The sequence below is a fragment of the Streptomyces sp. AJS327 genome (assembly GCF_013450295.1).
GTDB lineage: Bacteria > Actinomycetota > Actinomycetes > Streptomycetales > Streptomycetaceae > Streptomyces.
The window spans coordinates 1,069,045-1,093,893 of the sequence record NZ_SKBR01000002.1 but is presented as its reverse complement, the minus strand read 5'-3'; the positions used below and the strand labels follow the sequence as shown (position 1 = coordinate 1,093,893).

At 72.3% G+C, this 24,849-nt stretch carries 15 protein-coding genes; 2 read left to right on the top strand and 13 right to left on the bottom strand.

Annotated elements, in window-relative coordinates:
* Positions 1 to 104: 104 nt before the first annotated feature.
* From E0L36_RS14375 to acnA, 10 genes are all read right to left on the bottom strand, one after another.
* Positions 105 to 1,700 (bottom strand): glycosyltransferase family 39 protein, encoded by a 1,596-nt coding sequence (locus E0L36_RS14375; protein WP_180929414.1) that lies wholly within the window; start codon positions 1,698 to 1,700, stop codon positions 105 to 107.
* Between the two features lie 260 nt (positions 1,701 to 1,960).
* On the bottom strand, positions 1,961 to 3,946 hold the full coding sequence (dxs, locus tag E0L36_RS14370) for a 1-deoxy-D-xylulose-5-phosphate synthase (protein ID WP_308416761.1): 1,986 nt from the start codon (positions 3,944 to 3,946) through the stop codon (positions 1,961 to 1,963).
* 434 nt (positions 3,947 to 4,380) lie between these two features.
* Positions 4,381 to 5,691, bottom strand: coding sequence for a sugar ABC transporter permease (locus E0L36_RS14365; RefSeq protein ID WP_180929412.1), 1,311 nt, complete (start codon positions 5,689 to 5,691; stop codon positions 4,381 to 4,383).
* Positions 5,688 to 6,467 carry an ATP-binding cassette domain-containing protein gene (locus E0L36_RS14360; RefSeq protein WP_180929411.1) on the bottom strand — a complete coding sequence of 260 codons (780 nt, stop codon included), beginning with the start codon at positions 6,465 to 6,467 and terminating at the stop codon, positions 5,688 to 5,690. Before E0L36_RS14360 ends, E0L36_RS14365 begins: the two co-directional genes overlap by 4 nt.
* A 235-nt stretch (positions 6,468 to 6,702) precedes the next feature.
* Positions 6,703 to 7,788 (bottom strand): substrate-binding domain-containing protein, encoded by a 1,086-nt coding sequence (locus E0L36_RS14355; RefSeq protein WP_180929410.1) that lies wholly within the window; start codon positions 7,786 to 7,788, stop codon positions 6,703 to 6,705.
* A gap of 426 nt (positions 7,789 to 8,214) precedes the next feature.
* Positions 8,215 to 9,414, bottom strand: coding sequence for an ROK family transcriptional regulator (locus E0L36_RS14350; RefSeq protein WP_180930005.1), 1,200 nt, complete (start codon positions 9,412 to 9,414; stop codon positions 8,215 to 8,217).
* A gap of 302 nt (positions 9,415 to 9,716) precedes the next feature.
* Positions 9,717 to 10,667, bottom strand: coding sequence for a carbohydrate ABC transporter permease (locus E0L36_RS14345; protein ID WP_180929409.1), 951 nt, complete (start codon positions 10,665 to 10,667; stop codon positions 9,717 to 9,719).
* A gap of 22 nt (positions 10,668 to 10,689) precedes the next feature.
* Complete coding sequence (locus tag E0L36_RS14340) at positions 10,690 to 11,769, bottom strand: carbohydrate ABC transporter permease (protein WP_180929408.1); 1,080 nt, start codon at positions 11,767 to 11,769, stop codon at positions 10,690 to 10,692.
* A gap of 70 nt (positions 11,770 to 11,839) precedes the next feature.
* Positions 11,840 to 13,258: an N-acetylglucosamine/diacetylchitobiose ABC transporter substrate-binding protein gene (ngcE, locus tag E0L36_RS14335; protein ID WP_180929407.1), complete on the bottom strand. Its 1,419-nt coding sequence runs from the start codon at positions 13,256 to 13,258 to the stop codon at positions 11,840 to 11,842.
* Between the two features lie 922 nt (positions 13,259 to 14,180).
* On the bottom strand, positions 14,181 to 16,913 hold the full coding sequence (gene acnA, locus E0L36_RS14330) for an aconitate hydratase AcnA (protein ID WP_180929406.1): 2,733 nt from the start codon (positions 16,911 to 16,913) through the stop codon (positions 14,181 to 14,183).
* Positions 16,914 to 18,003: 1,090 nt separating this feature from the next.
* On the opposite strand from acnA, the gene E0L36_RS14325 reads away from it, so the two are divergent.
* A complete protein-coding gene (locus tag E0L36_RS14325) occupies positions 18,004 to 19,533 on the top strand; it encodes a UDP-N-acetylglucosamine 1-carboxyvinyltransferase (protein ID WP_180929405.1) in 1,530 nt (509 codons plus the stop codon).
* Between the two features lie 664 nt (positions 19,534 to 20,197).
* Positions 20,198 to 21,034: a hypothetical protein gene (locus tag E0L36_RS14320; protein WP_180929404.1), complete on the top strand. Its 837-nt coding sequence runs from the start codon at positions 20,198 to 20,200 to the stop codon at positions 21,032 to 21,034.
* Positions 21,035 to 21,093: 59 nt separating this feature from the next.
* Here the strand turns inward: E0L36_RS14320 and E0L36_RS14315 are convergent, their stop codons facing one another.
* From E0L36_RS14315 to E0L36_RS14305, 3 genes are all read right to left on the bottom strand, one after another.
* Positions 21,094 to 21,768, bottom strand: a complete 675-nt coding sequence (locus E0L36_RS14315; protein WP_258016262.1) for a response regulator transcription factor — start codon at positions 21,766 to 21,768, stop codon at positions 21,094 to 21,096.
* Positions 21,769 to 21,860: 92 nt separating this feature from the next.
* Positions 21,861 to 23,159, bottom strand: coding sequence for a sensor histidine kinase (locus E0L36_RS14310; RefSeq protein ID WP_374705536.1), 1,299 nt, complete (start codon positions 23,157 to 23,159; stop codon positions 21,861 to 21,863).
* Positions 23,160 to 23,331: 172 nt separating this feature from the next.
* Entirely contained in the window at positions 23,332 to 24,351 is a 1,020-nt protein-coding gene (locus E0L36_RS14305) for a hypothetical protein (protein ID WP_258016164.1), read from the bottom strand.
* Positions 24,352 to 24,849: the final 498 nt, after the last annotated feature.

The window sequence follows — 24,849 nt, the reverse complement described above, 5'->3', positions numbered from 1 at the left end:
ACCGGGCCGGCGGACACCGCCCGGCCCGAACCCAGCGGAGGGGCCGGTCAGTTGACCGGCCCCTCCGTCGTGCCCCGGGGTCGCCGGGCGCCTCGGGGGTCCGGTCAGGGGATGGCGGTGCGGACGTAGAAGACCGCGCCGCCGATCGTGTCGGTCCGCTCGTAGTCCCGCTCCAGAACGGCGCGGAGCGTCGGCGTCCGCTCGATCCCGTACGCGGCGCCCCGCGCGTCGTCGACTACCACGGCGGGCGGGTTCTCGGCCAGTTCCCGCCGGAAGTACGGCCAGGCGCCCTCCATCGCGTACTGCTCCCCCACACGCACCCCGCCGCGTCCGCCGCTGAAGTTGGTCAGGAAGCCCGCGGTGAGGTAGCGGGAGGCCGGGGGGCGCTGGGCGAGCCAGTACCCCTCGGGGTGCATGCCCCACAGCAGCACCGGTTCGTCCGGCGCGGTCCGGTCGCGGACCGCGAGCGCGACCCGGTGCGCGTGGTCGAGTTCCGTACGGTCCGCGAGGAAGCCCCAGCCCATGTAGCCGGAGGCGATCACCGCGGTGGCCGCGAGGACGGCCATCACCCGCCGGGCGCTCAGCGCGGCGAGGGCCCCGGCGCCGATCAGCGCCAGCGCGGGCACCAGCTGGAGGAAGTAGTGCCCGAAGAACTGGAAGCCCACGGTGACCGCCATCGCCGAGGCGCCCAGCCACACCAGCAGGTCCGCCATCGGCCCCAGTTCCCGACGGCGCCGGGCCAGGACGTAGCCCAGCGCGCACAGCACCGGCAGCAGCGCCAGCACGAGCAGCGCGCCGCTGCCCACCGCCCGGACCAGCGCCAGCGTCCCAGCGCCCTTCACCGAGGCGTACGAGCCGGAGCCGGTGGCCATCCAGTACAGGAAGGTCGCCGGGCCGTAGGCCACGGCGACGGCCAGCACCGGCAGCGCCGAACCGGCCAGCAGCCTGGCCGCCGCGACCCATCCGGCGCGGGAGCGCCAGAGCACGAACAACATCGGCAGCAGCACGGCTCCGCCGGTCTGCTTGGTCAGTACCGCCCCGGCCAGGGCGAGGCCCGCGGCGGCCCAGTGACCACGCTCGGCACACCACATGGCCAGCACCGTCCACACCATCATGAACAGGCCGAAGCTCGCCGCCTGGGTGTCCTCCGGGTTGAGCCCCACGGAGACGAGCACGAACAGGACCCCGGCGGACCAGCCACCCACCGCTCCCCAGCGGTGCCTGCCCATCGAGGCGATCAGCACCGCCCCGAGCAGGACGGCGACGATCGCCACCACCCGCAGCGGCCAGAGCGAGTCGGCGCCGAACAGCGCGAACGCGCCCTGGTAGAGCCAGGGCAGCAGCGGCGGTTTGCGGTCGACGACGGTGTCGTAGAGCACGCCCCCGTCGGCCAGTTGCCGGGCCTGGGTGGCGACGAAGCCCTCGTCCGGGTTCCACAGCGTGCGGGCGAAGGAGGGAAGCCGGGTGATGACGGTCAGCGCCGCCAGGGTCGGCAGCAGACTCAGCCAGAACCGTCTCCGCTCGGTGCCGGGCTCCGGGGCGAGCGCGGGCGGTCCCCCCGGCCGCCGGGGGGACGGTACCCGGGTGCCGGGTCTGGCCGGGTGCCCGGACGCCTCCGGTTCGGCGTCCTCCGTCGGTGCTCCGACGGCCGGTCCACGGGTGGGTGACGGAGAATACGGCGGCTCGGCGGACGATGGCATAGCCACCAATTTATCGGCCGGGGTGTCAGTACGGTCCACCGGTTTAGCGGCTGTCGCACCGGGCCGGGGTCGGCTCCCGGCCACCGCCGCCCCATGCCCCGAACACCCCCGGGGCGCGGGGAGTTCACCGCCGTTGGGCGCCGCTCAGCGTCTCCCGGGGCCGTCTGCGGGGCGCCGATCCGCGACCGGGCGGGCCCGGACACGAACGCTCCCCGGCCGCCAGCGGCGAGGCCACCGGCGGCCGGGGAGCGATCCGCGGTTCAGTCCCGGACGGTGCGGTCCGGGTCCAGCCGCTCCGCGCGCTCCGTCTCGTACCGGCCGTCCAGCCGGGCGACGAGGCCGGTGACCTGGCGGGAGATGTCCGGCGCCGTGAGGCCCACCTCGGCCAGGACCTCCGCGCGGGAGCCGTGGTCGAGGAAGCGCGGCGGGATACCGAAGTCCCGCAGCGGCATGTCCACGCCCGCGTCCCGCAGCGCCTGCGCGACGGCCGAACCCACGCCGCCGGCACGGCTGTTGTCCTCGACGGTGACGACCACCCGGTGCCCCTCGGCGAGCGGCGCCAGTTCCTCGTCCACCGGCTTGACCCAGCGCGGGTCGACGATGGTGGTGGAGATGCCCTGCTTGTCCAGCAGATCGGCGACCTCCAGGCACATCGGGGCCAGCGCCCCGACCGAGACCAGCAGCACGTCGGGGTGGGGCACGCCCGCCTCGCGCAGCACGTCCATACCGCCGACCCGGCCGACCGCGGGCACCGGCGGCCCGACGGCGCCCTTGGAGAAGCGGACGACCGTCGGCGCGTCGTCCACCTCGACGGCCTCCCGCAGCTGCGCCCGCAGCTGGTCGGCGTCGCGCGGGGCGGCGAGCCGCAACCCCGGCACGCACTGGAGCACCGACATGTCCCACATGCCGTTGTGCGAGGCGCCGTCCGAACCGGTGACGCCCGCGCGGTCCAGCACGAAGGTGACGCCGCACCGGTGCAGCGCCACATCCATCAGCAGTTGGTCGAAGGCGCGGTTGAGGAAGGTGGCGTAGACCGCGAAGACGGGGTGGAGCCCGCCGGTGGCGAGCCCGGCCGCCGAGACGGCGCCGTGCTGTTCGGCGATGCCCACGTCGTAGACCCGGTCGGGGAAGCGCCGCGCGAAGGCGTTCAGCCCGGTGGGGCGCATCATGGCCGCGGTGATGGCGACGATGTCCGGCCGCTCCCGGCCGAGCGTGACCATCTCCTCACTGAAGACCGACGTCCAGTCGGCGCCCGAGGACTTGACCGGCAGTCCGGTGTCCGGGTGGATCACGCCCACCGAGTGGAACTGGTCCGCCTCGTCCTGCCGCGCCGGCTGGTAGCCACGGCCCTTCTCGGTGAGGCAGTGCACCAGCACCGGGCCACCGAACCGCTTGGCGCGCAGCAGGGCCGACTCGACGGCGGCCATGTCGTGCCCGTCGATCGGGCCGACGTACTTCAGGCCCAGGTCCTCGAACATGCCCTGCGGCGCGATGAAGTCCTTCAGGCCCTTCTTCGCGCCGTGCAGGGTGCCGTACAGCGGGCGGCCCACGACGGGGGTGCGGTTGAGCATCTCCTTGCCCCGGGCGAGGAAGCGCTCGTAGCCGTCGGTGGTGCGCAGGGTGGCGAGGTGGTTGGCCAGCCCGCCGATGGTCGGCTCGTAGGAGCGCTCGTTGTCGTTGACGACGATGACCAGCGGACGGTCCTTGGCGGCGGCGATGTTGTTCAGCGCCTCCCAGGCCATACCGCCGGTCAGCGCGCCGTCCCCGATGACGGCGACCACGTGGTCACTGGTTCCGCGCACCTCGTTCGCCTTGGCGAGGCCGTCGGCCCAGCCCAGCACCGTCGACGCGTGGGAGTTCTCGATGACGTCGTGCTCGGACTCGGCCCGGGAGGGGTAGCCGGAGAGGCCCCCCTTGGCCCGCAGCCTGCTGAAGTCCTGCCGTCCGGTGAGCAGTTTGTGCACGTACGACTGGTGTCCGGTGTCGAACAGCACCCGGTCCCGGGGGGACTCGAAGACCCGGTGCAGCGCGATCGTCAACTCCACCACGCCGAGGTTGGGGCCGAGATGCCCACCGGTCTTGGCGACCTCCGAGACCAGGAACGCGCGGATCTCGGCGGCCAGCCGCTCCAGCTGTTCCGGGGAGAGTCCGTCCAGATCACGCGGGCCTGAGATGCGCTTCAGCAGTTCCCCACCGTTGCCCGCCCCCGCACCGGGCCGTCGCGCCTCGCGCGGCACCTGCTGCACTGTGCCTCCTTGGTGTCGAACCATGCCGATCCGTCTGTCTGCCCGTGCTGTCGGTGGTGCCCGGCCCGCGCGCCTCCGGCGCGGCACCCGCCGGGTGCCCGGCCGGCCGTCTGGAACGCCCGCGACCCCGCGGGGTCGCGCCACGGGCGCAGCCCGGGAACCTGACCCGGGTGGGCCTCCGTGCCCGACCCGACGAGTCTAATGTTCCCCCGACGGGGACGAAGCCTGCCCGGTGCGATCCGGCTCACGCCAATGGCGCCCGGCCGGGGGCCGGAGCGGCCCGGCCGCGTCCCCGCGCGGGCGCCCACCGGCCCACCCCGATGGCCCGCGCCCGGCCGCCCGCCACCCGCACACGGACGGGGCGGCGACGCGGGCCGGGCGGATCGGAGCGGCGGAGGGAGCGGGCGGCGCGCTCGGGCGGCCGGGGCCGCGCGTCAGGTGCGTCCGGCGGTTCGCTGGGTTCGGCGCGAGACCGAGTCGATCACCACGGCGGCGAGCAGCACCGCACCGGTGATCATGAACTGGATCTCGCTGGGCTTGCCGAGCAGGTTCAGGCCCTGCTCTATGGACTGGATCACCAGGATGCCCAGCAGCGCCGACCAGATCTTGCCCCGGCCCCCGAAGAGGCTGGTCCCGCCGATCACGGCGGCGGCGATCACGTTCATCAGGGTGTTGTCCCCGCCGAGGTTCTTGCTGGCGCCCCCCGCGAGGCTGGCGATGAACAGTCCGCCGAAGGCCGCCAACATGCCGGAGATCGCGAAGACGGTGATCCGGATCCGGTCGACGGGGATGCCCGCGCGCCGCGCCGCCTCGGCGTTCCCACCGACGGCGAAGACCTGGCGCCCGAAGGTCGTCCTGCGCACCGTGAAGTCGGCGATGACCAGCACCGTGAGGAACAGCACCAGGGCCAGCGGCAGCCCGCGCGACTGGTTGAGGATGTACGCGGCGGCGAACACGACCACCGCCAGCACGCCCGTCCGCAGCCCGATCTCGGTCATGGGACGGAAGGGCAGCCGGGCGGCGCGGCGCCGCCGGGCGTCCCACAGCAGCGAGCCCGCGTACGCGGCGGTCGCCACCGCGGCCAGGCCGTAGGCGGCGGCGATGTCCTCGAAGTAGAAGCCGGTCAGGTCCTCGACGACGCTGCCCGCGGGGGTGTTGATGCTCCCCTCCGAGCCCATCAGCCAGATCTGGAGGCCGCTCCACCCGAGGAACCCGGCGAGGGTCACCACGAAGGCGGGCACGCCCACCTTGGCGAAGAAGAAGCCGTGCAGCCCGCCGATCACCAGCCCCGCGCCGAGGGCGAGGACGACGCCCGTCCAGTCCCCGACGTCGTGGGTGACGCTCAGCACCGCCCACACCGCCGCGCCGACCCCGGCGACGGAGCCGACCGACAGGTCGATCTCGCCCAGCAGCAGGACGAAGACGATGCCGGTCGCCATGATGCCGGTGCCCGCGATGTACACGCTGATGTCGCTGAGGCTGCCGGCCGAGAGGAACTTGCCGTTCAGCGACTGGAAGACGATCGCGATCAGGATCAGGCTGACGACCACCGGCAGCGAACCCAGTTCGCCGCTGCGCACCCGGCGCCGGAAGTCGGTCAGGTAGCCGCGTACCCCCTGCTCGCGGACGAGCAGCCGTGGGTCGGCCACCGGGGTGGCGCCGCTCGCGGCCGCCTGGTCGGCGGGGTCGGCGGGGGCAGCCGCGTCGGGCTGGGCCCCCGGCTCGGTCCTGGCGGTGTCACTCACTTCGACCCCTCCGTGGTGCGGGCCTCGCGCCGGGTGACGGCGTTGTCCGCCGCTCCCGTGATCGCGGCGACGATCTCCTCGTGGGAGGTGTCCGCCAGCCGGAAGACACCGTTGTTCCGGCCGAGCCGCAGGACGGCCACCCGGTCCGCGACCGCGCGCACGTCGGCCATGTTGTGGCTGATCAGGATGACGCCCAGCCCGCGCTGCCGGAGCCGCTCGACCAGGTCGAGCACCTGCGCGGTCTGCTCGACGCCGAGCGCGGCGGTGGGCTCGTCGAGGATCACCACCCGGGGGTCGCCGATCAGCGCCCTGGCGATGGCCACCACCTGCCGCTGCCCGCCGGAGAGCGAGGCCACCGGGATACGGACGCTGGGGATGCGGATGGACAGCGTCTCCAGCAGCTCCCTGGCGCGCTTCTCCATGGCGATCTCGTCCAGGACGGTGGCGGAGCGCAGCTCGCTGCCGAGGAAGAGGTTGGCGACCACGTCGAGGTTGTCGCAGAGCGCCAAGTCCTGGTAGACGGTGGCGATTCCGAGGCTCTGCGCGTCGTGCGGCCGGTGGATGGAGACGGGCCTACCCTCCCACTCCACCGTTCCGCTGTCGATGGGGTGCACCCCGGCGACGGTCTTGACGAGGGTGGACTTCCCGGCGCCGTTGTCCCCCACGAGGGCGACGACTTCGCCGGTCCGGATCTCCAGGTCGACCTTGGTCAGCGCCTGGACGGCGCCGAACCGTTTGGAGACCCCGCGCAGCGCGAGCTGCGGCGTAGCGGACACGGTGCATCAACTCCTGGTGCGCGCGGGGCCGCGCGCTCGCGACGGTGGTGCGTGGTTACCGGAACGGCCGCCCGGCACCGGCCCGGTGTGCCCCGTCCACCGGCTGGCGGGCTCCCGGCGGACGCGGTGGGCGGCCCGCGGGACGGAGGGCGGACGGGGAGGGTGAGCGAGATGACGTAGGGCGCGACGGGTGGGGCGGGCGCGGCCGGACGGCCGAACCGTCCCGCCCCGGCCGCTACTTGATACCCGCGTCGGCGCAGGCCTTCGCGTACTGCTTCGTGCAGATCTGCTCGACGGTGTAGACCTTGTCCTTGATGACCGTGTCCTTGATGTTGTCCTTGGTCACGATCTTGGCGCTGTACAGCTGGGCCGGGACCTTCTTCTTGCTCTGGCTGTCGACCGTGCGCGGGACGAGGTCGTCGATCTTCTTGTCCTGGAGCAGCCGCACCGCGATCTCGGCCGTGGTCTCGGCCTCCGGCTTGATCGCCTTGTAGATGGTGTACGCCTGCTGGCCCTGCACGATCCGCTGGAGGCCGGCGAGTTCGGCGTCCTGGCCACCCACCGGCACATCGGTGACCCCGGCCTTCCGCATCGCGGTGAGGGCGCCGCCGGCCATTCCGTCGTTGGCGATGTAGGCGCCGTCGAAGCCGTCGTCACCGAGCTTGGTGATGGCGGCCTTCATCTTCTTGTTGGCCTGCTCCGGCTCCCAGTTGGGCACGTCCTGCTCGTAGACCACGCCCTTGATCTTCTTGTCGAGCACGCTGTGCGCGCCCCGCTTGTAGAGCGGCGCGTTGGGGTCGGTGGGCGAGCCGTTGAGCATCACCAGCTCGCTCTCCTTCGCCCTGTCACCCAGCGCCTCCAGCATGGCCTTGCCCTGGAGCTGGCCGATCTTGTAGTTGTCGTAGGAGACGTAGGCGGAGATGTCGCCCTCGGCCAGCCGGTCGTACGCGACCACCTGGACGTCCTTCTTGGCCGCGCGGTCCACCCAGGAGCGGACGGACTCGGCGTCCACCGCGTCGAGGATGATCACCTTGACGCCCTGCGCGACCATGCCGTCGAACTGCTTCTTCTGGGTGTCCGAACTCTCCGACGCGTTGTTGTACTTCACCGTGCAGTCGGAGCAGAGCGCCTTGATCTTCTTCTCGATGAGCGGCTTGTCGAAGCTCTCGTAGCGCGTGGTCTTGTTCTCCGGGAGCAACAGCCCGATCGTCTTGTCGTCGCCGTCGTCGTCACCGCCGCCCGCCTTTCCGCAGGCGCCGAGGGTGAGTGCCAGAGATATCGCCGCCGTCCCGATGACAGCGCGACGCGTCCTCGTGTGCATGGGGTCCCAACCTCCCTGACGGGGCCGCGCCGTTGCGGCCGGGGTGGCTGGAAGTCAACTCGCGGGGCGAGGGGCCGTCAAGAAGTAAATCATTAACGAGACGGCAACGATGCCATGCGTTACGGAACTAAAGGCTCAACGACGGTACGGCCGGGGAGATCTGACCGCCCGGCGGCCGGAGTCCGGCCCATCTCCCCCACGAGGCCCGGGCGTTGGACGGCCGGTCCGGCAACCCACGGCACCGGGACGGCGTCCCGTGCCGGGCTCGGTGCGGGAGGACGAGCGCGCGGAGGGTGAACTCGCCCCGCCAGGCGGGTGGTTGGGGTGAACGGTTCGAAGGCGGCACCCAGGGGCACCCGGGGGCCCGCGCGGCGCGTCCGCCCCGCGCGGCGCGCTCCGGCGGGCGCCGGGCGCCGCGGACCGGGCTCAGCCGCCGACGGCGGCGGGCACCCCCCCGGTCGCGTCCAGCAGGCTGGCCTCGCCCATCTCGCTCAGCACCAGGCCGAGCGCTCCCAGCACCTCGGCCCGCCCGCCCAGGCTGCCCGCCGTGATGCGCAACTGCCGGGCGGCGCTGGGGATCGCGTACCGCGCGACGGAGTCACGGACCGGTTCCAGCACCAGGTCCCCGGCGTCCGCGAGGTCGCCGCCGAGCACCACCATCGCGGGGTTGAGCAGGTTGCAGAGGCTGGCCACCCCGCTGCCGATGTGCCGCCCGACGTCCGCCACCACGCGGCGGCAGCCCGGGTCGCCCGCCCCGGCGAGCCGCACCACCTCCGGCATGGTCAGCCCGGCGCCGTGGCTGGAGTGCAGCAGCGGCAGCACGTAGCGGGCGGCGGTGAAGGTCTCCAGGCAGCCCCGGTTGCCGCAGCGGCAGACCGGACCCGACTCGTCCAGCGTGATGTGCCCGATCTCCCCCGCGGTGCCACCCGGACCGCGGTAGACCCGTCCGTTGATCACGAGACCGGCGCCGACGCCGCTGGCCACCTTGATGTAGGCCAGGTCGTTGACACCCCGCGCGTCGCCCCAGACCTGCTCGCCGAGGGCGCCCAGATTGGCGTCGTTGTCCACGTGGACCGGGACCCCGAGGCGGGCGGCCAGTTCGTTCCGCGGGTTGGTGCCCGTCCAGCCGGGGAGGATGGCGGTCGAGCCGAGCACGCCGGTCTCGACGTCGATCGGCCCGGGCACCCCGAGGCCGACGCCGATGATCTTCTCGTGGTGGATACCGGCCTCCGCGACGAGCCGGTGCACCAGCGCCTCCGCGCGGTCGAAGCCCTCAGCGGCCGAGGCGTCCACGTCGAACGGCTCGGCCTCCTCGGCGAGCACCTGGTGGGCGAGGTTGCCGACCGCCACCCGCAGGTGCGAGTGGCCGAAGTCCACGCCGACGACGATCCCCGCGTCCCCGCTGAGCGCCACCGCCCGGGCCCGGCGCCCGCCCGAGGAGGTGGGCGTGACCTGGACGGTGCCGCCCTCCTTCAGCTCCCGCACGATGTTGGAGACGGTCGCGGCGGAGAGCCCGGTCCCCCGGGCGATCTCGGCCTGGGTCAGCGAACCGGCCATCCGCACGGCCCGGACGACTCGTTCGAGATTGGCCCGGTGCAGCGAGGACTGCGACCCTGGAGTCTCCACCACTTGTCAGCTCCCTACCTCGACGGCCCGGCCGGTCCTCGACCGCCGGTTCCCCCGGCCCGCGACCGTGGGCATGACCCACGGCGCCCGCCGCGGCGGAGCACGGCCCGTTTCCAACATGTGAACCCCAGCAGAGACCGAGCGGTTCCCTCCCGTCAAGTCCTTGACCGCGAACCGAGGGGGCGGCCCGGCCCGGCACCGGGGTCCACGGAGCGGACGGCACACGACGGCCGGGCGCCCCGTGGCGCCCGGCCGTCGTGTGCCCCGGTCGGGCGAGACGTACGCCTCGCCCGGAACGGCGGCTACTTCACGGCACCGGCCGTCAGCCCCTCCTGCACCTGGCGCTGGAAGACCATGTAGACGACGAGGATCGGCACCATCGCGATGGACAGCCCCGCGAAGAGGGCGCCCCAGTCCCCCTCGTAGCCCTGGGCGACCGAGAGTTCCGCGAGTCCCTGGGTGAGCAGCGCCTTGGAGTCGTCCTCCGAGTTGAGCGCCAGGGGCAGGAAGTACTGGTTCCACTGACCGAGGAAGTTGAAGATCCCGATGCTGATCAGGCCGGGCTTCGCCATCGGCAGCATGATCTGGAAGAAGGTGCGCAGGTGCGAGGCGCCGTCGATGGTGGCCGCCTCGGCGACGCTGCTGGGCAGCGTCCGGAAGAAGGCGGTGAGGAAGAAGGTGGTGAACGGCAGTGAGTAGGCGATGTACGCGATGATCAGCCCCTGCTTGGTGTCCAGCAGGGCGAAGTTGTCCATCACGAAGAACAGCGGGACGACCGCCAGGATGATGGGGAACATCATCCCGCCCGCGAACAGCAGGTAGAGCACCCGGTTGCCGGGGAAGGAGTACCGGGCGATCACGTAGGCGGCCATCGCCCCGAGCAACATCGTCCCGGGGAGCGAACCGGCCAGCACGGTCAACGAGTTGAGCGCGTAGGTCCCGATGTTCGCGTCGGACCAGGCGTTGGTGAAGTTCTCCAGATTGAACGAGGGCCAGCCGAACGGCTCCCCCTGGATCTCCGCCGACTTCCGCATCGAGTTGATCACGACCCAGACCAGCGGTCCGGCGGCCATCACGACCCACAGCAGCAGGAACCCGAAGGAGAAGACGTTCAGGACGGAGCCCTGCGAACCAGGTCCGCCCCGCTGCCGCTTGCCGCGCGTCCCCCGCTCGCCGGACTCGCCGGAGCCCGCGGGCGCCGGGACCTTCCGCAGCGAACCGGCCTCCTGCTCGGCTGGCTGGGCTGTGCTCATACCGTGGCTCTCCCCGCTCATCTCAGTACTCGATCCGGTCACGGCGGCTGAACAGCATCATGATCGCGGCGAACACCATGGTGACGAGGAGCAGTACCACGCCCATCGCGGTGCCGTAGCCGGCCTGCCCGTTCTCGAACGCCTTCTTGTACAGGTAGACCGGGGTGACCAGGGTCGCGTCCCCGGGACCGCCCTTGTTGATCGTCATGATGTGCACGATGGCGAAGGCGTCCAGGGCCTGGATGCCCATGTAGATCCACCCCGTCTGCACCGTGTCCCAGATGAGCGGCAGGGTGACCCGGAAGAAGGTGACCGGGCGGCTCGCCCCGTCCAGCAGCGCCGCCTCGTAGATGTCCTTCGGGATGGAGCCCATCGCGGCGGAGAACAGCACCACGTAGAACCCGACGAACATCCAGCAGAGCACGAACAGCACACAGAGCAGGGCGGTACCCCGGTCGGCGAGCCAGCTGGTGGTGAGCGACTCCAGCCCGACCGTGCGCAACGTCTCGTTGATCGGCCCGGTGATGGGGTCGAACATCGCGCCCCAGACCACACCGATGATGGCCACCGAGAGGACCTGCGGGAAGAAGTAGACGACCTTGAAGAACTTGGCGCCCTGGATCCCGGAGACGGCCTCGTTCTTCCGGTGCCGCCCGCCCGCCTGGAGCATGAAGGCGAAGAAAAGACCCAGGACCAGGGTGACGACCGGGGCGACGATCAGCAGCAGCAGGCTGTGCCGGATCGAGGCCCAGAACGTCGAGTCGTTCCACAGCCGTTCGTACTGGTCCAGCCCGACGAAGTTGAAGGAGCTGCCGTACCCCGTCCAGTCCGTCAGCGAGTAGTAGAACGCCTGGAAGAACGGGGAGATAACGAAGACCGCGTACAGCACCACCGGGATCAGCAGGAACCAGCAGATGAACCGGTACTTGTCCAGGGTGCGGTACCGCCGGTCCCCGCGCACCACCGCCGGGGTCAACTGCGGCGGGAGCAGGGCGGACAGCAGCAGCAACAGCAACGGCGCCCGCTGCGAGGCCACCGTGCCCCGCCCGCCCGCTCCCGGCTGGGCGGGCCGCTTCTCCACCGTGTCGACGTGCTCTGTCATGCCGCCCCGCTCCGTACTCGCCATGGCCCACTGAGACGCGTGCGCTGCCCGGTCACCTCGCGCACGCGGATCAGCGCTTGTACTTCTTGATGCTCTTGTCCTTGGCCACCTCGTCGGCGGCCGTCTGGCAGCGCTTGACGGCCTCGGCGGGCTCGATGTCGCCGGACATCATCTCGGCGATGGCGCCACCGATCTTGTCCTTGTGCAGCTCCAGGTACCAGTCCCGGATACGCGGCATGACGATGTTGTCCCCGGCCTTGTCCAGCGCGTCCAGCGCGGAGGTCACGCCCGGGTCCAGGTCCTTCAGCCCGGCGCCCGCACCCTTGACGGCGCTCGGCGCGGAGACGAGCTGGATGAAGTTCTCGGTCGACTGCTTGCTGAGCATCAGCCGCAGCCACTCCATACCGCCCTCGACGTTCTTCGCCTTGGTCGGCACCATGAACGGCTCGCTGCCCTCGCAGTACATCGTCTCGAAGGGCATCTTGTCCGCCTTGTCCAGGCTGGGGATGGGCGAGACGGCCATGTCGAAGTCCTTGGGCGTGGTCTTCCGCGACTCGTTCTCCACCCAGGAGCCGTTCGGCAGGAAGAGCGCCCGCCCCTTCGTCCACTGCGTCTGCGACTGGATGTGGTCGATACCCGGGGTGCCCTTGAGGACGTACCCCTTGGCGTACAGCTCGTGGAACGCCTCGAAGCCCTGCTTGACCGCGTCCTGCTTCCAGGCGTTCGGCTCCAGGTTGTCGATCTTCCGCAGCACCTCCTCGCCACCGATCTTGGCGAAGAAGGGGTAGAGCACGAAGGAGAAGTAGTACGGGTGCTTGCCCGCGTAGGTCCACCCGGCGATGTCCTGCTTCTTGGCCTTGGCGCAGGCCGCGAGCATCTCGTCCCAGTTCTTGGGGTACTCGATCTCCAGCTTCTCCAGCGCCGTCTTCGAGTACCAGACGCCGTAGATCGTGTACGAGTAGCTGAGCTGGTACATCTTCTCGCTGCCGATCTGACCGCGCTCGATGACACCGGGCAGCAGGATGTCACGTATCTTCTTCGACGGATCGTCGTAGGAGGGCGCGTCCAGCAGCGGGGTGAGGTCGGCGGCCTGACCGTCCTTGATCAGGCTGGCGATGTCCATCTCCTCGGCGCCGGAGTTGTTGATCACGTCCGGCGGGTTCCCCTTGACCATGCGGGGCTGGAGCTTGGTGCGGATCTTCTGGGTCTTCGAGTGCTTGACCTTGCCGAAGGTCTTCTCGTACAGCTTGTGGTTGTCCTTGGCGTACTGGTCGCCGTAGCCGCCGTTGAAGATCACGACTTCGAGGTCGGCGTCCTTGTTGGCGCCCAGCGGGTTGTCCTTGGACTTCTTGCCCTTCTCGACCTTGTCGCCGCCGTCGTCGCCACCGGTGGCACAGGAGCTGAGCAGCCCCATTCCCGGTGCGGCGACAAGTCCGACCGCTGCCGTCCGCTTGACCAGGTCACGGCGGTTGACGTGGGTGGATCCCATGCTCAAGTCCTCGCTCTCTCCAGGACTCAGGCGGTGTACCGGTGTCCCGTCAACTCGCGCGTCTCGCGAAGGGCCCCACACCGCAGGTCAGTTGAAGCTGGGGTCGTACTGATCGTGCTCCCGCCGCGGTTCCGTGTGCGGGTCCGCGTGAGGTGCGGACAGGTATAGTCCACTCATCACCACACAGGCAAGATCGGGTACACCCCAGAACGCCAGTCTTTCCCGAGTTGAGACCTCACGGACATCGGGCGGAGAGCGCATCCCCCCAACTGCCCTTCCCCGTACGGCGGAAAGGGCCGTCGCCCGACCCCCGGCCATGGTGACACCCCCGGCCCGAACAGCTCCCGCACCGGGCTGAGGCCACGGCCCGGCGGTGCGCTCGACACCCCCGACGCCGACCCCGTTCCCCCAGCTCACACCCATTCCGGCCCCATCAGCCCGCGGTGGACCACTCCCCGTCCCCTACCCAGCCCCGCCACCGCTCAGCTCGTGCCGCCCGGGCTCACGAGGGCTCGCGAGGGCTCACCGGAGGCCGGTGTCCCGGCGAGCGCCCCCCGAACCGGAGACTCCCCCTCCTCATCGCACCGGCGGCGATGGCCGCCACCCCCGCACCCGCCCGGGCCACCCCGGGAACAGCCGCCCGGATCATCCCGAATCCGGACCCGGCGCGGGCCCGCGCGACGGTGACGGCCCGGGACACCAACGACGCATACCCACAGGTAAGTTGGCCGGAAAACGACGCCGGGGACGCCCTCCGGAGCGACCGGGCTCCGGCGGGACAGCGGCCCGGGGAACGGCCGGAGGCCCGGCTCGGCGGGCGCCCGCCGCGGGCGCGCGAAACGGCCCCGGACCGCCGCTCGCCTGGGGCGAGAGCCGGTTCCGGGGCCATAAGGCCGGGTGGGAGGCGCCGCCTCCCACCGGGTCACTTACGCAGCAGGCTGCGCAGCACGTACTGCATGATGCCGCCGTTGCGGTAGTAGTCCGCCTCGCCGGGGGTGTCGATACGCACGACGGCGTCGAACTCGACGCCGGTGTCCGTCGTCACCTTGACCGTGCCCGGGACCCCGCCGTCGTTCAGCGCGGTCACACCGGAGATGGAGAAGGTCTCCTCGCCGGTGAGCCCCAGCGTCTGGGCCGAGCCGCCCTCCGGGTACTGGAGCGGCAGCACGCCCATGCCGATCAGGTTGGAGCGGTGGATGCGCTCGTAGGACTCCGCGATGACCGCGCGGACACCGAGCAGCGCCGTGCCCTTGGCAGCCCAGTCGCGGGACGAGCCGGAGCCGTACTCCTTGCCGGCCAGCACGACCAGCGGGATGCCCTGCTCGATGTAGTTGCGCGAGGCGTCGTAGATGAACGAGACGGGGGCCTCCCCGGCGTTCTCGGCGCGGGTGAAGTCCCGGGTGTAGCCGCCCTCGGTGCCCGGCGCGATCTGGTTCCGCAGCCGGATGTTGGCGAAGGTGCCCCGGATCATCACCTCGTGGTTGCCGCGCCGGGAGCCGTAGCTGTTGAAGTCCCGCCGCTGCACGCCGTGTTCGGTGAGGTACTGGCCCGCGGGGGTGTCCGCCTTGATGGCACCGGCCGGGGAGATGTGGTCCGTGGTGACCGAGTCGCCCAGCTTGGCCAGCACCCGCGCGCCGGAGATGTCCTCCACCGGCTCCGGCTCGGCGCCCATGCCCTCGAAGTACGGGGGCTTGCGCACGTAGGTGGAGTTCGGGTCCCACTCGAAGGTGTCGCCGGTGGGTACCGCCAGGGCACGCCACTGGTCGTCGCCCGCGAACACGTCGGAGTAGCTGGAGGTGAACATCTCCTGGCCGATGGCCCCGGCGACGACCTCCTCGACCTCCCGCTCGGAGGGCCAGATGTCCTTCAGGTAGACCGGGTCGCCGTTCTGGTCGATGCCCAGCGCCTCGCGGGTGATGTCGACCTTCATCGACCCCGCGATGGCGTACGCGACCACCAGCGGGGGCGAGGCCAGGTAGTTCATCTTCACGTCGGGGTTGATCCGGCCCTCGAAGTTCCGGTTGCCGGAGAGCACCGAGGTGACCGCCAGGTCGGCGTCGTTCACCGCCCTGGAGACCTCCTCCGGCAGCGGGCCCGAGTTGCCGATGCAGGTCGTGCAGCCGTAACCGACCAGGTTGAAGCCGAGCTTGTCGAGGTACGGGGTGAGCCCGGCGCGGTCGTAGTAGTCCATGACGACCTGCGAACCGGGGGCCAGCGTGGTCTTGACCCACGGCTTGCGGGTCAGGCCCTTCTCCACCGCCTTCTTGGCGACGAGCGCGGCACCCACCATGACGTACGGGTTGGAGGTGTTCGTGCAGGAGGTGATCGCCGCCACGGCCACCGCGCCGTGGTCGATCTCGTAGGTCGCGCCCGCCTCGTCGGTGACCAGCGTCGGTTTGGTGGGCACACCGTCGGAGACCGCCGGGGAGTCGGAGGCCGGGAAGGACTCCTTGCCCGCCTCGTCCAGGTCCGCCTCGGAGACGAAGGCCCGCACGTCCTCGCCGAACCGCGGCTTCGCCTCGGACAGCGCGATCCGGTCCTGCGGGCGCTTGGGCCCGGCGATCGACGGGACGACCGTGGCGAGGTCCAGCTCCAGGTACTCGCTGTACTCCGGCTCACGCGCCGCGTCGTGCCACATGCCCTGCGCCTTGGCGTACGCCTCGACCAGCGCCAGCTGCTGGGCGTCGCGCCCGGTGAGGCGCAGGTAGTTGATGGTCTCGCCGTCGATCGGGAAGATCGCCGCGGTGGAGCCGAACTCGGGGGACATGTTGCCGATGGTGGCGCGGTTCGCGAGCGGCACCGAGGCGACGCCCGCGCCGTAGAACTCCACGAACTTGCCGACCACACCGTGGTTGCGGAGCATCTCGGTGATGGTCAGCACCAGGTCGGTCGCGGTGGTGCCGGTGGGCAGCTCACCGGTGAGCTTGAAGCCCACCACCCGGGGGATCAGCATCGAGACCGGCTGGCCGAGCATGGCCGCCTCCGCCTCGATCCCGCCGACGCCCCAGCCGAGCACGCCGAGCCCGTTCACCATGGTGGTGTGCGAGTCCGTGCCGACCAGCGTGTCCGGGTAGGCCTGTCCGCCCCGCACCATCACCGTGCGCGCCAGGTGCTCGATGTTCACCTGGTGCACGATGCCGGTGCCCGGGGGTACCACCTTGAACTCGTCGAAGGCGGTCTGGCCCCAGCGCAGGAACTGGTAACGCTCCTTGTTGCGCCCGTACTCCAGGTCCACGTTCTGGCTGAAGGCGTTCGCCGTACCGAACTTGTCGGCGATCACCGAGTGGTCGATGACCAACTCGGCGGGGGCCAGCGGGTTGATGCGCGACGGGTCGCCGCCCAGCTCCTTCACCGCCTCGCGCATGGTGGCGAGGTCCACCACGCACGGCACCCCGGTGAAGTCCTGCATGATCACCCGGGCGGGCGTGAACTGGATCTCCTGGCTGGGCTGCGCCGCCGGGTCCCAGTCGCCCACGGCCCGGATGTGGTCGGCGGTGATGTTCGCGCCGTCCTCGGTCCGCAGCAGGTTCTCCAGCAGCACCTTCAGGCTGTAGGGCAGCCGGGCCGAGCCCTCCACCTTGTCCAGCCTGAAGATCTCGTACGACTCGTTGCCCACGTCAAGCGTGCTGCGGGCGTCGAAGCTGTTCGCCGACACGACAGTCTCCTTCAATGCGTGCGATCGCGCGTACCACCAGCCATCCTGCCGACTCGCCGCACGGGGCTGCCGCTGAGGTCAGGCTTAGTTGGGGTGGCCTTGCTCCTTCTCGGACTTCCCGGTCTTCCCAGAGTGCGGCGCCGACGGCTCGGCCGCACCGCGCCCTCAAGATATCTCGATGTCGAGATAACTCTAGTACACAACCGCGCACCCCTGACGAGCCGCCTCGTCTTCCCCGGCCATCCGGCCGAGGCGACGGGAGGCGTCCGGTCACCCCAAGACCCCCCGGGTACCCACGAGACACCGGAACACGACCAGCCCGGGCCCCGCACGGAGCGCCCGAACGGCACCACCCGGACACCAACCCCCGCCCCGACCCGGATCACCCCGCCCCGGCCTGGCCCGTCCCGCCCGCTCCGTTCCGCCCCGGCGCCTGCTGTGGCCGTGGCCGCGCGGCACGGCTGGCGCCGGGGGACACCCGGAGGCGGCAACCCCACCCCGGAACCCAGGCTCACCCGTACGGCGCAAGGCGGGGCGGACCCTCCGGAGACCGGGTCCGCCGATCCCCGGGTCCGCCGGTGCCCCGGGCCCTCTGACGGCCAGGTCCGCCGGGGACCGGCCGCGCCAGCCGGAACCAGCCCTTCCGACCGCCGCTTCCGACCTCCCCGGCGCGCGGGACTCCCCGCTTCCCACCGCCCCCTCGGCCGCCCCGGGCCCCGCCTCGCCGGTTCCCGCCGGGCGGCCGATGATGGGGAGACGGCACCCCCGACCGGTCGCGCCGGAACATCCGCGTGCCGGGAGAGCGCCCGGGCCGCCCGCTCGGCGGGGCGGACCGGCACACCGCCGCACTCGCGCCGTACCGCACACCGGCTCACCACCGGGGCGGTCAACTCCCGTTCGCCACGGGCCGGCCGGGGCGCGCGGAGCGCGCCGCCGCGCTCGCGCCGTCGTGCCCGGTGTCCGCCGTGGCCGCGAAGTCACCGCCGGGCGCGCTGACTTGCGGGCCGCGTGCGGGGGCGGGGCCCGGACCCGGGCGTCACGACCACCCCCCGAGTTAACACGTATCTCACATCTGAGATAGCGTTTTCTCATGACCGACGCCTACCTTGCCCGTATCGGCCAGTTGATCAGGGACGCCCGACAGCATCGAGGCTGGACACAAACGCGGTTGGCTGGAGCCCTGGGCACCAGCCAGAGCGCGGTGAACCGCATCGAGCGGGGAAACCAGAACATCAGTCTTGAGATGATCGCGCGTATCTCCGAGGCGCTGGACAGCGAGATCGTGTCCCTCGGGTACTCCGGGCCGATGCACCTGCGGGTGGTCGGCGGGCGTCGGCTCTCCGGCAGCATCGACGTGAAGACCAGCAAGAACGCCTGTGTCGCGCTGCTCTGCGCCGCGCTGCTCAACTCCGGCCGCACGGTGCTGCGCCGGGTGGCGCGCATCGAGGAGGTGTTCCGCATCCTGGAGGTGCTGACCTCCGTCGGGGTGCGCACCCGCTGGATCAACGACGGCGCCGACCTGGAGATCGTGCCGCCCGCCGAACTCGACCTGGCGAGCATCGACGAGGAGGCGGCCCGGCGCACCCGCAGCATCATCATGTTCCTCGGCCCGCTGCTGCACCGCGTCGACCACTTCCGCATCCCGTACGCGGGCGGCTGCGACCTCGGCACCCGCACCGTCGAACCGCACATGAGCGCGCTGCGCCCGTTCGGGCTGGACATCACGGCGACCGAGGGCGTCTACCACGCGGAGGTCGAGCGGGGAGCGGCGCCCAGCCGGCCCATCGTGCTGACCGAACGGGGCGACACCGTCACGGAGAACGCGCTGATGGCCGCCGCCCGGTACGAGGGCACGACGGTCATCCGGAACGCCTCGTCCAACTACATGGTCCAGGACCTCTGTTTCTACCTGGAGCGCCTGGGCGTCCGGGTCAGCGGCATCGGCACCACGACGCTGACGGTGCGTGGGGTGCGCGAGATCGACGTGGACGTCGACTACTCCCCCTCCGAGGACCCGGTCGAGGCGATGAGCCTGATGACGGCGGCCGTGGTGACGGAGTCCGAACTCACCGTCCGACGGGTGCCCGCGGAGTTCCTGGAGATCGAACTCGCGGTCCTGGAGGGGATGGGCCTGGACTTCGACCGCAGCGCGGAGTACCCGGCCGACAACGGCCGCACCCGGCTCACCGACGTGACGGTGCGCCCCTCCAAGCTGGAGGCGCCGATCGACAAGATCCACCCGATGCCGTTCCCCGGCCTGAACATCGACAACGTCCCGTTCTTCGCGGCGATTTCGGCCTTCGCGCACGGCAAGACCCTGATCCACGACTGGGTCTACGACAACCGCGCGATCTACCTCACCGACCTCAACCGGCTCGGCGGACGGCTCCAGTTGCTCGATCCCCACCGGGTGCTGGTGGAGGGGCCCACGCGCTGGCGGGCGGCCGAGATGATGTGCCCCCCGGCACTGCGGCCCGCGGTGGTGGTGCTGCTGGCGATGATGGCGGCCGAGGGCACCTCGGTGCTGCGGAACGTCTACGTCATCAACCGGGGCTACGAGGAACTGGCCGAGCGACTGAACGAGGTCGGCGCGCAGATCGAGACCTTCCGCGACATCTGAGGCGGACGCGCCGCGGACTCCGGTCCGCGGCCCCTCGCTCCAGCCGCCGCGCCCCTCCGCCCCGACTCGGGCGGCGGCGCACGCTGGGATCAACTCACCCCGGATAGCGGCGACTTGGCGACCACACGCGGTCCGCGGGCGGGCGGCCGGGGAGGCGACGGAGGCGGGCGCACGATCGTTGCCATGCCTGTGTCAACGCGCGTAGCCTGGTGCGCCGCGGCGCCCCGGTGGTGCCGGCTCCGTGGGCTGAGCCGAGGAGGAAGTCCCATGGGCGAGCGACCGGTTGGGCTCCGGCACCAAAATGCCCGCACACGGAGCGGCACCGCCCGCGCCGCCCCGGTACGGCCCCCGCGCGCGTCCGGCGGCCCGGCCCGTACCCCGTCCGCGCCCGGGAAGGCGACCCGCGCGCTCCGCGATGCCGCAGCCCGCACGGAACGCCGCCCCACCCGCCAGCGCGGCGCCGCACGGCCGGACCTCCACCCCGGCGGCGGCCACCCCCCGCCCCCGCGCGCGGACCGGCCGGCCCACGGCGTCTGACGACCCCCGTCTCCGGCTCGCCTCCCGGCCAGCCCCACCAACGCACCGCCCCATCACGCACCGCCGTACGACGCGCCACGCACCAACCGCCCCCGGTCAGCAGCAGTGCCCGTGCAGAAGGGACGCCATGGAAGCGATCAGCAGGAGACTCGCCCTCACACTCGGCGGCGGCGCCGCGCTCGGTGCCGCCGCGCACCTGTCCTCCGCCAGCGGCGCCGAGGCCGCCCCCGGGTGGCATCGCCTGGTCGTCGTCACCGCCAACATCGGACGCCGGAACCTGGGGCAGCGCGAACGGGCGATCCGCGACGTCCGCCGCGCGGTGACGATCGACGGCCAGCTCACCAGGCCGCTGGTGGGCTGGCAGGAGATCGGTGGCGGAGACGACGACGGCAAGGAACGGCACTGGATCGACCAGTACTTCGGCCCCCGCTACCGGAACCTCTTCGGAGACGGCGGCCGGGGCCGTCAGGTGCCGATGTCGATACCCCGGGCGTACACCGTCCGCGAACGTCGGGTCACCGTCGCCCACGGTGGGAAGAAGGGCGTGTCACCGCACCGCGTCATCACCCAGGCCCTGCTGGAGCACGCGGACGACCCCCGGCTGCGGTTCGTCTTCGCCAACACCCACTACGTGTCCGGGGCCTGGAACGGCGAGCAGGACCCGTACGAGAAGTGGCGGGACCGCATGTGGCGCGAGCACTTCCGGGTCCACCGCGACGAGGTGCTCCGCCACTGGCGCGCGAAGGGCTACCCGGTGATCTGGGTCGGCGACGTGAACCGCCGCCGGATGCCGCTCCTCCTGCCCGACCACGAACGGCGCGCCTTCAAGAAGGGCATCGACCAGATCGGCTGGGCCCCCGGCACCAACGGCACCCGGATCCGGCTCAGGTGGACGAAGACCGTCCCGATGCACGTCGACGGGCACGACGCGCGCGTCGCCGTCCTCCAGATCCGCCGATCCTGACCGCGCGGCGCCCGGCGGCGCGGCTCACCGCCGCGCCGCCGGGCGCGGACCGGGACGCCTCACCCCGTTGACGCACCGCCCGGGGTGACGAAGCCGTGCTCGTACGCGGCGATCACCGCCTGCGTGCGGTCGCGGGCCTCCAACTTCGCGAGCACGGCGGCCACATGGGTCTTCGCCGTGGCCTGACCGATCGCCATCCGGCCGGCGATCTCGGTGTTGGTCAGCCCCTCCGCCATCAGCCGCAGCACCTCGGCCTCGCGCCCGGTGAGCCGTCGGCGCAGGGCGCCCGCGCGGTCCGCGCGCGCGTGGTGGGCGGCCAGGGAGCGGAGGGCGGCGGGGAAGAGCAGCGAGTCGCCGCGCGCGATCAGGCGGACACCCGCGACGAGTTCCTCGGCCGTGGCGCGTTTGAGGAGGAAGCCGTGCGCTCCCGCGCGCAGCGCCTCGTAGACGTAGGAGTCGTTCTCGAAGGTCGTCACGACGAGGACGCGCGGCGCGGCGCGGTCACCGGCGACGACGTCCGGTGCGCCGAGGATCAGTTCGGTGGCGCGGATACCGTCGGTCTCCGGCATCCGGACGTCCATCAGGACGACGTCGGGGCGCAGTTCGCGCACGAGCGACACGGCCTCGCTGCCGCTCGTCGCCTCCCCCACGACCTCGATGTCCGGTTCCGCGCCGAGGATCGCGCGCAGCGCGCCGCGCACCAAGTGCTCGTCGTCCGCCAGGACGAGGCGCAGCGGCCCGTCCGGGCCGGGCGCGGTGGGTCCGGCGGGTTGGGGGTCGGTGGGTCCGGGGGTTTCGGGGCCGGGGGTTTCGGGGCCGGGCGCGGTCATCGGGCGTCCGCCCGGTCCGCGCGCGACGCCGTGGTGAGCGGCAGCCGGGCCGAGAGCCGCCAGCCGTCCTCCCCCACCCCGGCGCGCGCCGAACCGCCCAGCAGCTCGGCGCGTTCGGCGATGCCGGGCAGCCCACGCCCGCCGGTGCCCGGCCGCGCGCCCGTGGCCTCCCCGGTCAGCGGATTGGTCACCGCGATCTCCAACTCCTCACCCTTTCTGGTCTGTTGACGTGTCAGCCGGATCCGTACCGGGGCGCCCGTGGCATGCCGCAGGGCGTTGCTGAGGCCCTCCTGGACGATGCGGAAGGCGGTGCGCGAGGTCTCGTCCGGCAGCGCGTCCAGCGGTTCCACTCCGGGGCCGGGCAGGAACGCGATGGCGGCGCCGGTGGCACGGCCACGCGCCAGCAGTCCGTCGAGGCCGGCGGCGAGCGTGGGCGGACGCGCCAGCTCGCCTTCCCGGTCCGCCGCGTCACCGCGCAACACCCCCAGGACCGCGTCGAGTTCGCCCACGGCGCTCCTGCTGGTGCTCTCGATGGCGGTCAGCGCCTCGCGTACGAAGTCCGGGTCGGAGTCGAGGAGCCGCCGGGCGGCGCCCGCCTGAAGGCTGACCGCGCTGAGCGCGTGGCCGACGGAGTCGTGCAGCTCGCGCGCGAGCCGGTTGCGGCGCGCCAGTTCGGCCGCCCGGCGTTCGGCCGCGGCCAGCCGGTCCGCGGGGGTGGGCCCCAGCAGCGGGGGCGCGCAGCGCGCGAGGACGGCCCCCGCCGCGTACGCTCCGGCCGCCAGCGCCAGCAGCAGCGCCAGCCCGGCCACCGGCGCCGTCCACACCATGCCGTCGGCGCCCCAGGGTCCGCCGCCGAGCCGGGAGCGCAGCGCCTCCGAGAACGGAAGCAGCAGCAGCACCCCGGTCATCGGCGGAACGGCCAGGGTGGAACCGCTGACCACGGCGCCGAGACCAGCGTGCAGGGTGAACCATCCGGCGGTGCGCCAGCGCGCCGCCCACGAGCGTGCCGGTTCCGTGTCCAGCGCGCCGCCCGGCACACAGGCCAGGGTGCGCGCCGTCGTCGCCTCCAGGACGCGGACGAAGGGGAGGAGCAGCGCGGTCACGGCGACCAGCGGCAGCCCGAGCCCCAGCCCGAGGAACTGCCACCCCGGCTCGGAGGAGAAGGGCCGCACACCCGGGCGCACCACGCCGACCACCACCATCACGAGCAGGAAGTACGGCGTCATCAGCGCGCCGCCCTGCAACAGGTGCACCCAGCGCAGCCCGAGCCACCGCGCCCGTGTCCGCGATCCCACGCGTCCCCGCACTCGTCTCCCCCGCTTCCCCGGCGCTTCCCGATCCCCACACCGCGGCCGTCCGACCGCCTCCGGCCCGGCCCCGCCGGGCGGGCGCCCAGCTCACCACACCGGCGAACCGCGCCGCCAACGGACCGCCCCGCCGGTCAACTGCCGTGCCGCGGGCCCCGGTTCACCGCCGTTCCAGGGCCCGCGCGCAGCCGGTCAGCGCCCGGGCGACCAGCGCCGCCAGCAGCAGCCCGACCAGCGTCTGGAGGACGTAGGTGCCCTGCATCGGGCCGGTGATCCGATCGCCCAGGGTGCGTCCGCCGCCGGACAGCGCCCCCATCAGCATCCAGGCACCCCAGCAGGCCAGCGCCCCCGAGCCGACCCAGGCGACGAGGAGCGGCCGCCACAGGGGGACGCGGCCCCCGCCCCGTACGAGCCAGGCCGTCCCCGCGACCGCGAGGAGCACGAAGAGGAGGTGCGTCGCCTCGACGATCCGGGTGTCGGCCGTGCGCTCCGCCGCGACCTCCGCGTCGAGCCCCCACTCCGAACCGGCCGCCCACAGCGCGTGGAACGCCGCGACGGGCAGCGCCCCCAGCGCCGCGACCCCCAGCACCGCGCGGGAGCGGGCCGTGGGGCGCGGCGCCCCCGGCAGCGTGCCCGGACGGATCCGCAACAGCGCGCCCCAGCGCTCGCGCACGTAGAGCACGGAGAGCGCCGCGAGGACGAGGCCCTGCACGCTGAAGCCGGTGTAGACGGTGTTCCACACCCAGCCGTCCAGCAGTTCCTCGGCCCCACCGTCCGCGTCCCCAGTGCTGCCCCCCGCCCCGGTCAGCGCCCCGTGGAGCGCCTGGATGGGAAAGGCCACCAGGATCAGGCCCAGCAGTCCGCTCGCGCACCAGAGCGGCACCGCCACCAGCGTGCTGGGCAGCCGCCGCCCCCGGGGGTGGGTGAGGGCCAGCGCGAGCAGGATGACCGTGGCGTCCATGACGGCGGTCAGCAGGTTCACCGCCCACAGGGTGCCGCCGCCGTCCCGCAGGACGCTTCCCTCCGGGATGCCCGCGGTGCCACCGCAGAGCCAGGAGATCTTCAAGACGAGGTACGGGAGGCAGGCCAGGGGAACCAGGGCGAACAACAGGTTCCGCCATCCCTGGACGCGCGAGGTGGATGCGGGCCGAACGGCCCTGGTGAGCGGTGAGTTGGACATGTCCCCAGGCTCTCCGGGGCGGTGGCGCCCGCACGTCCTGCCAGACGGTGAACCCGCTCCGCCGCGCGGCGGAGACCGCCTCCGCCCGCCTCGTCCCCGGGGGTCGGTGACGGGCGCCGGGACCAGCGAGGCCGGGGGCGGCGTCCGGCGTCCCGGCGTCCCGGCGTCCCGGCGTCCCGGCGTCCCGGCGTCCCGGCGTCCCGGCGTCCGCCAACGAGCGCCGCGTCGCGCGGTGTTGTTCTCCGGCGGCGGGGCGCCAGCCGACGTCCGGTGGTGTGGGTGACCGCGCCCGGCGGCCGCTCCCCCGGGGGGCCACCACCGGCCCACCCACCGCCCCGGCCGGGCTCCACGCCCCCGGCGCGGGCCGCGACCGAACGGCTCCTGATCCGCCGGGAGTCGAACGCGTGCCGACGGCGCGCTCCGCTCCGGGCGGCCCCGACGCGGGGGCGGAGGATGGCGGAAAAGGATCTCGTCCGCCGATCGCCGCTGGTCGCGCCC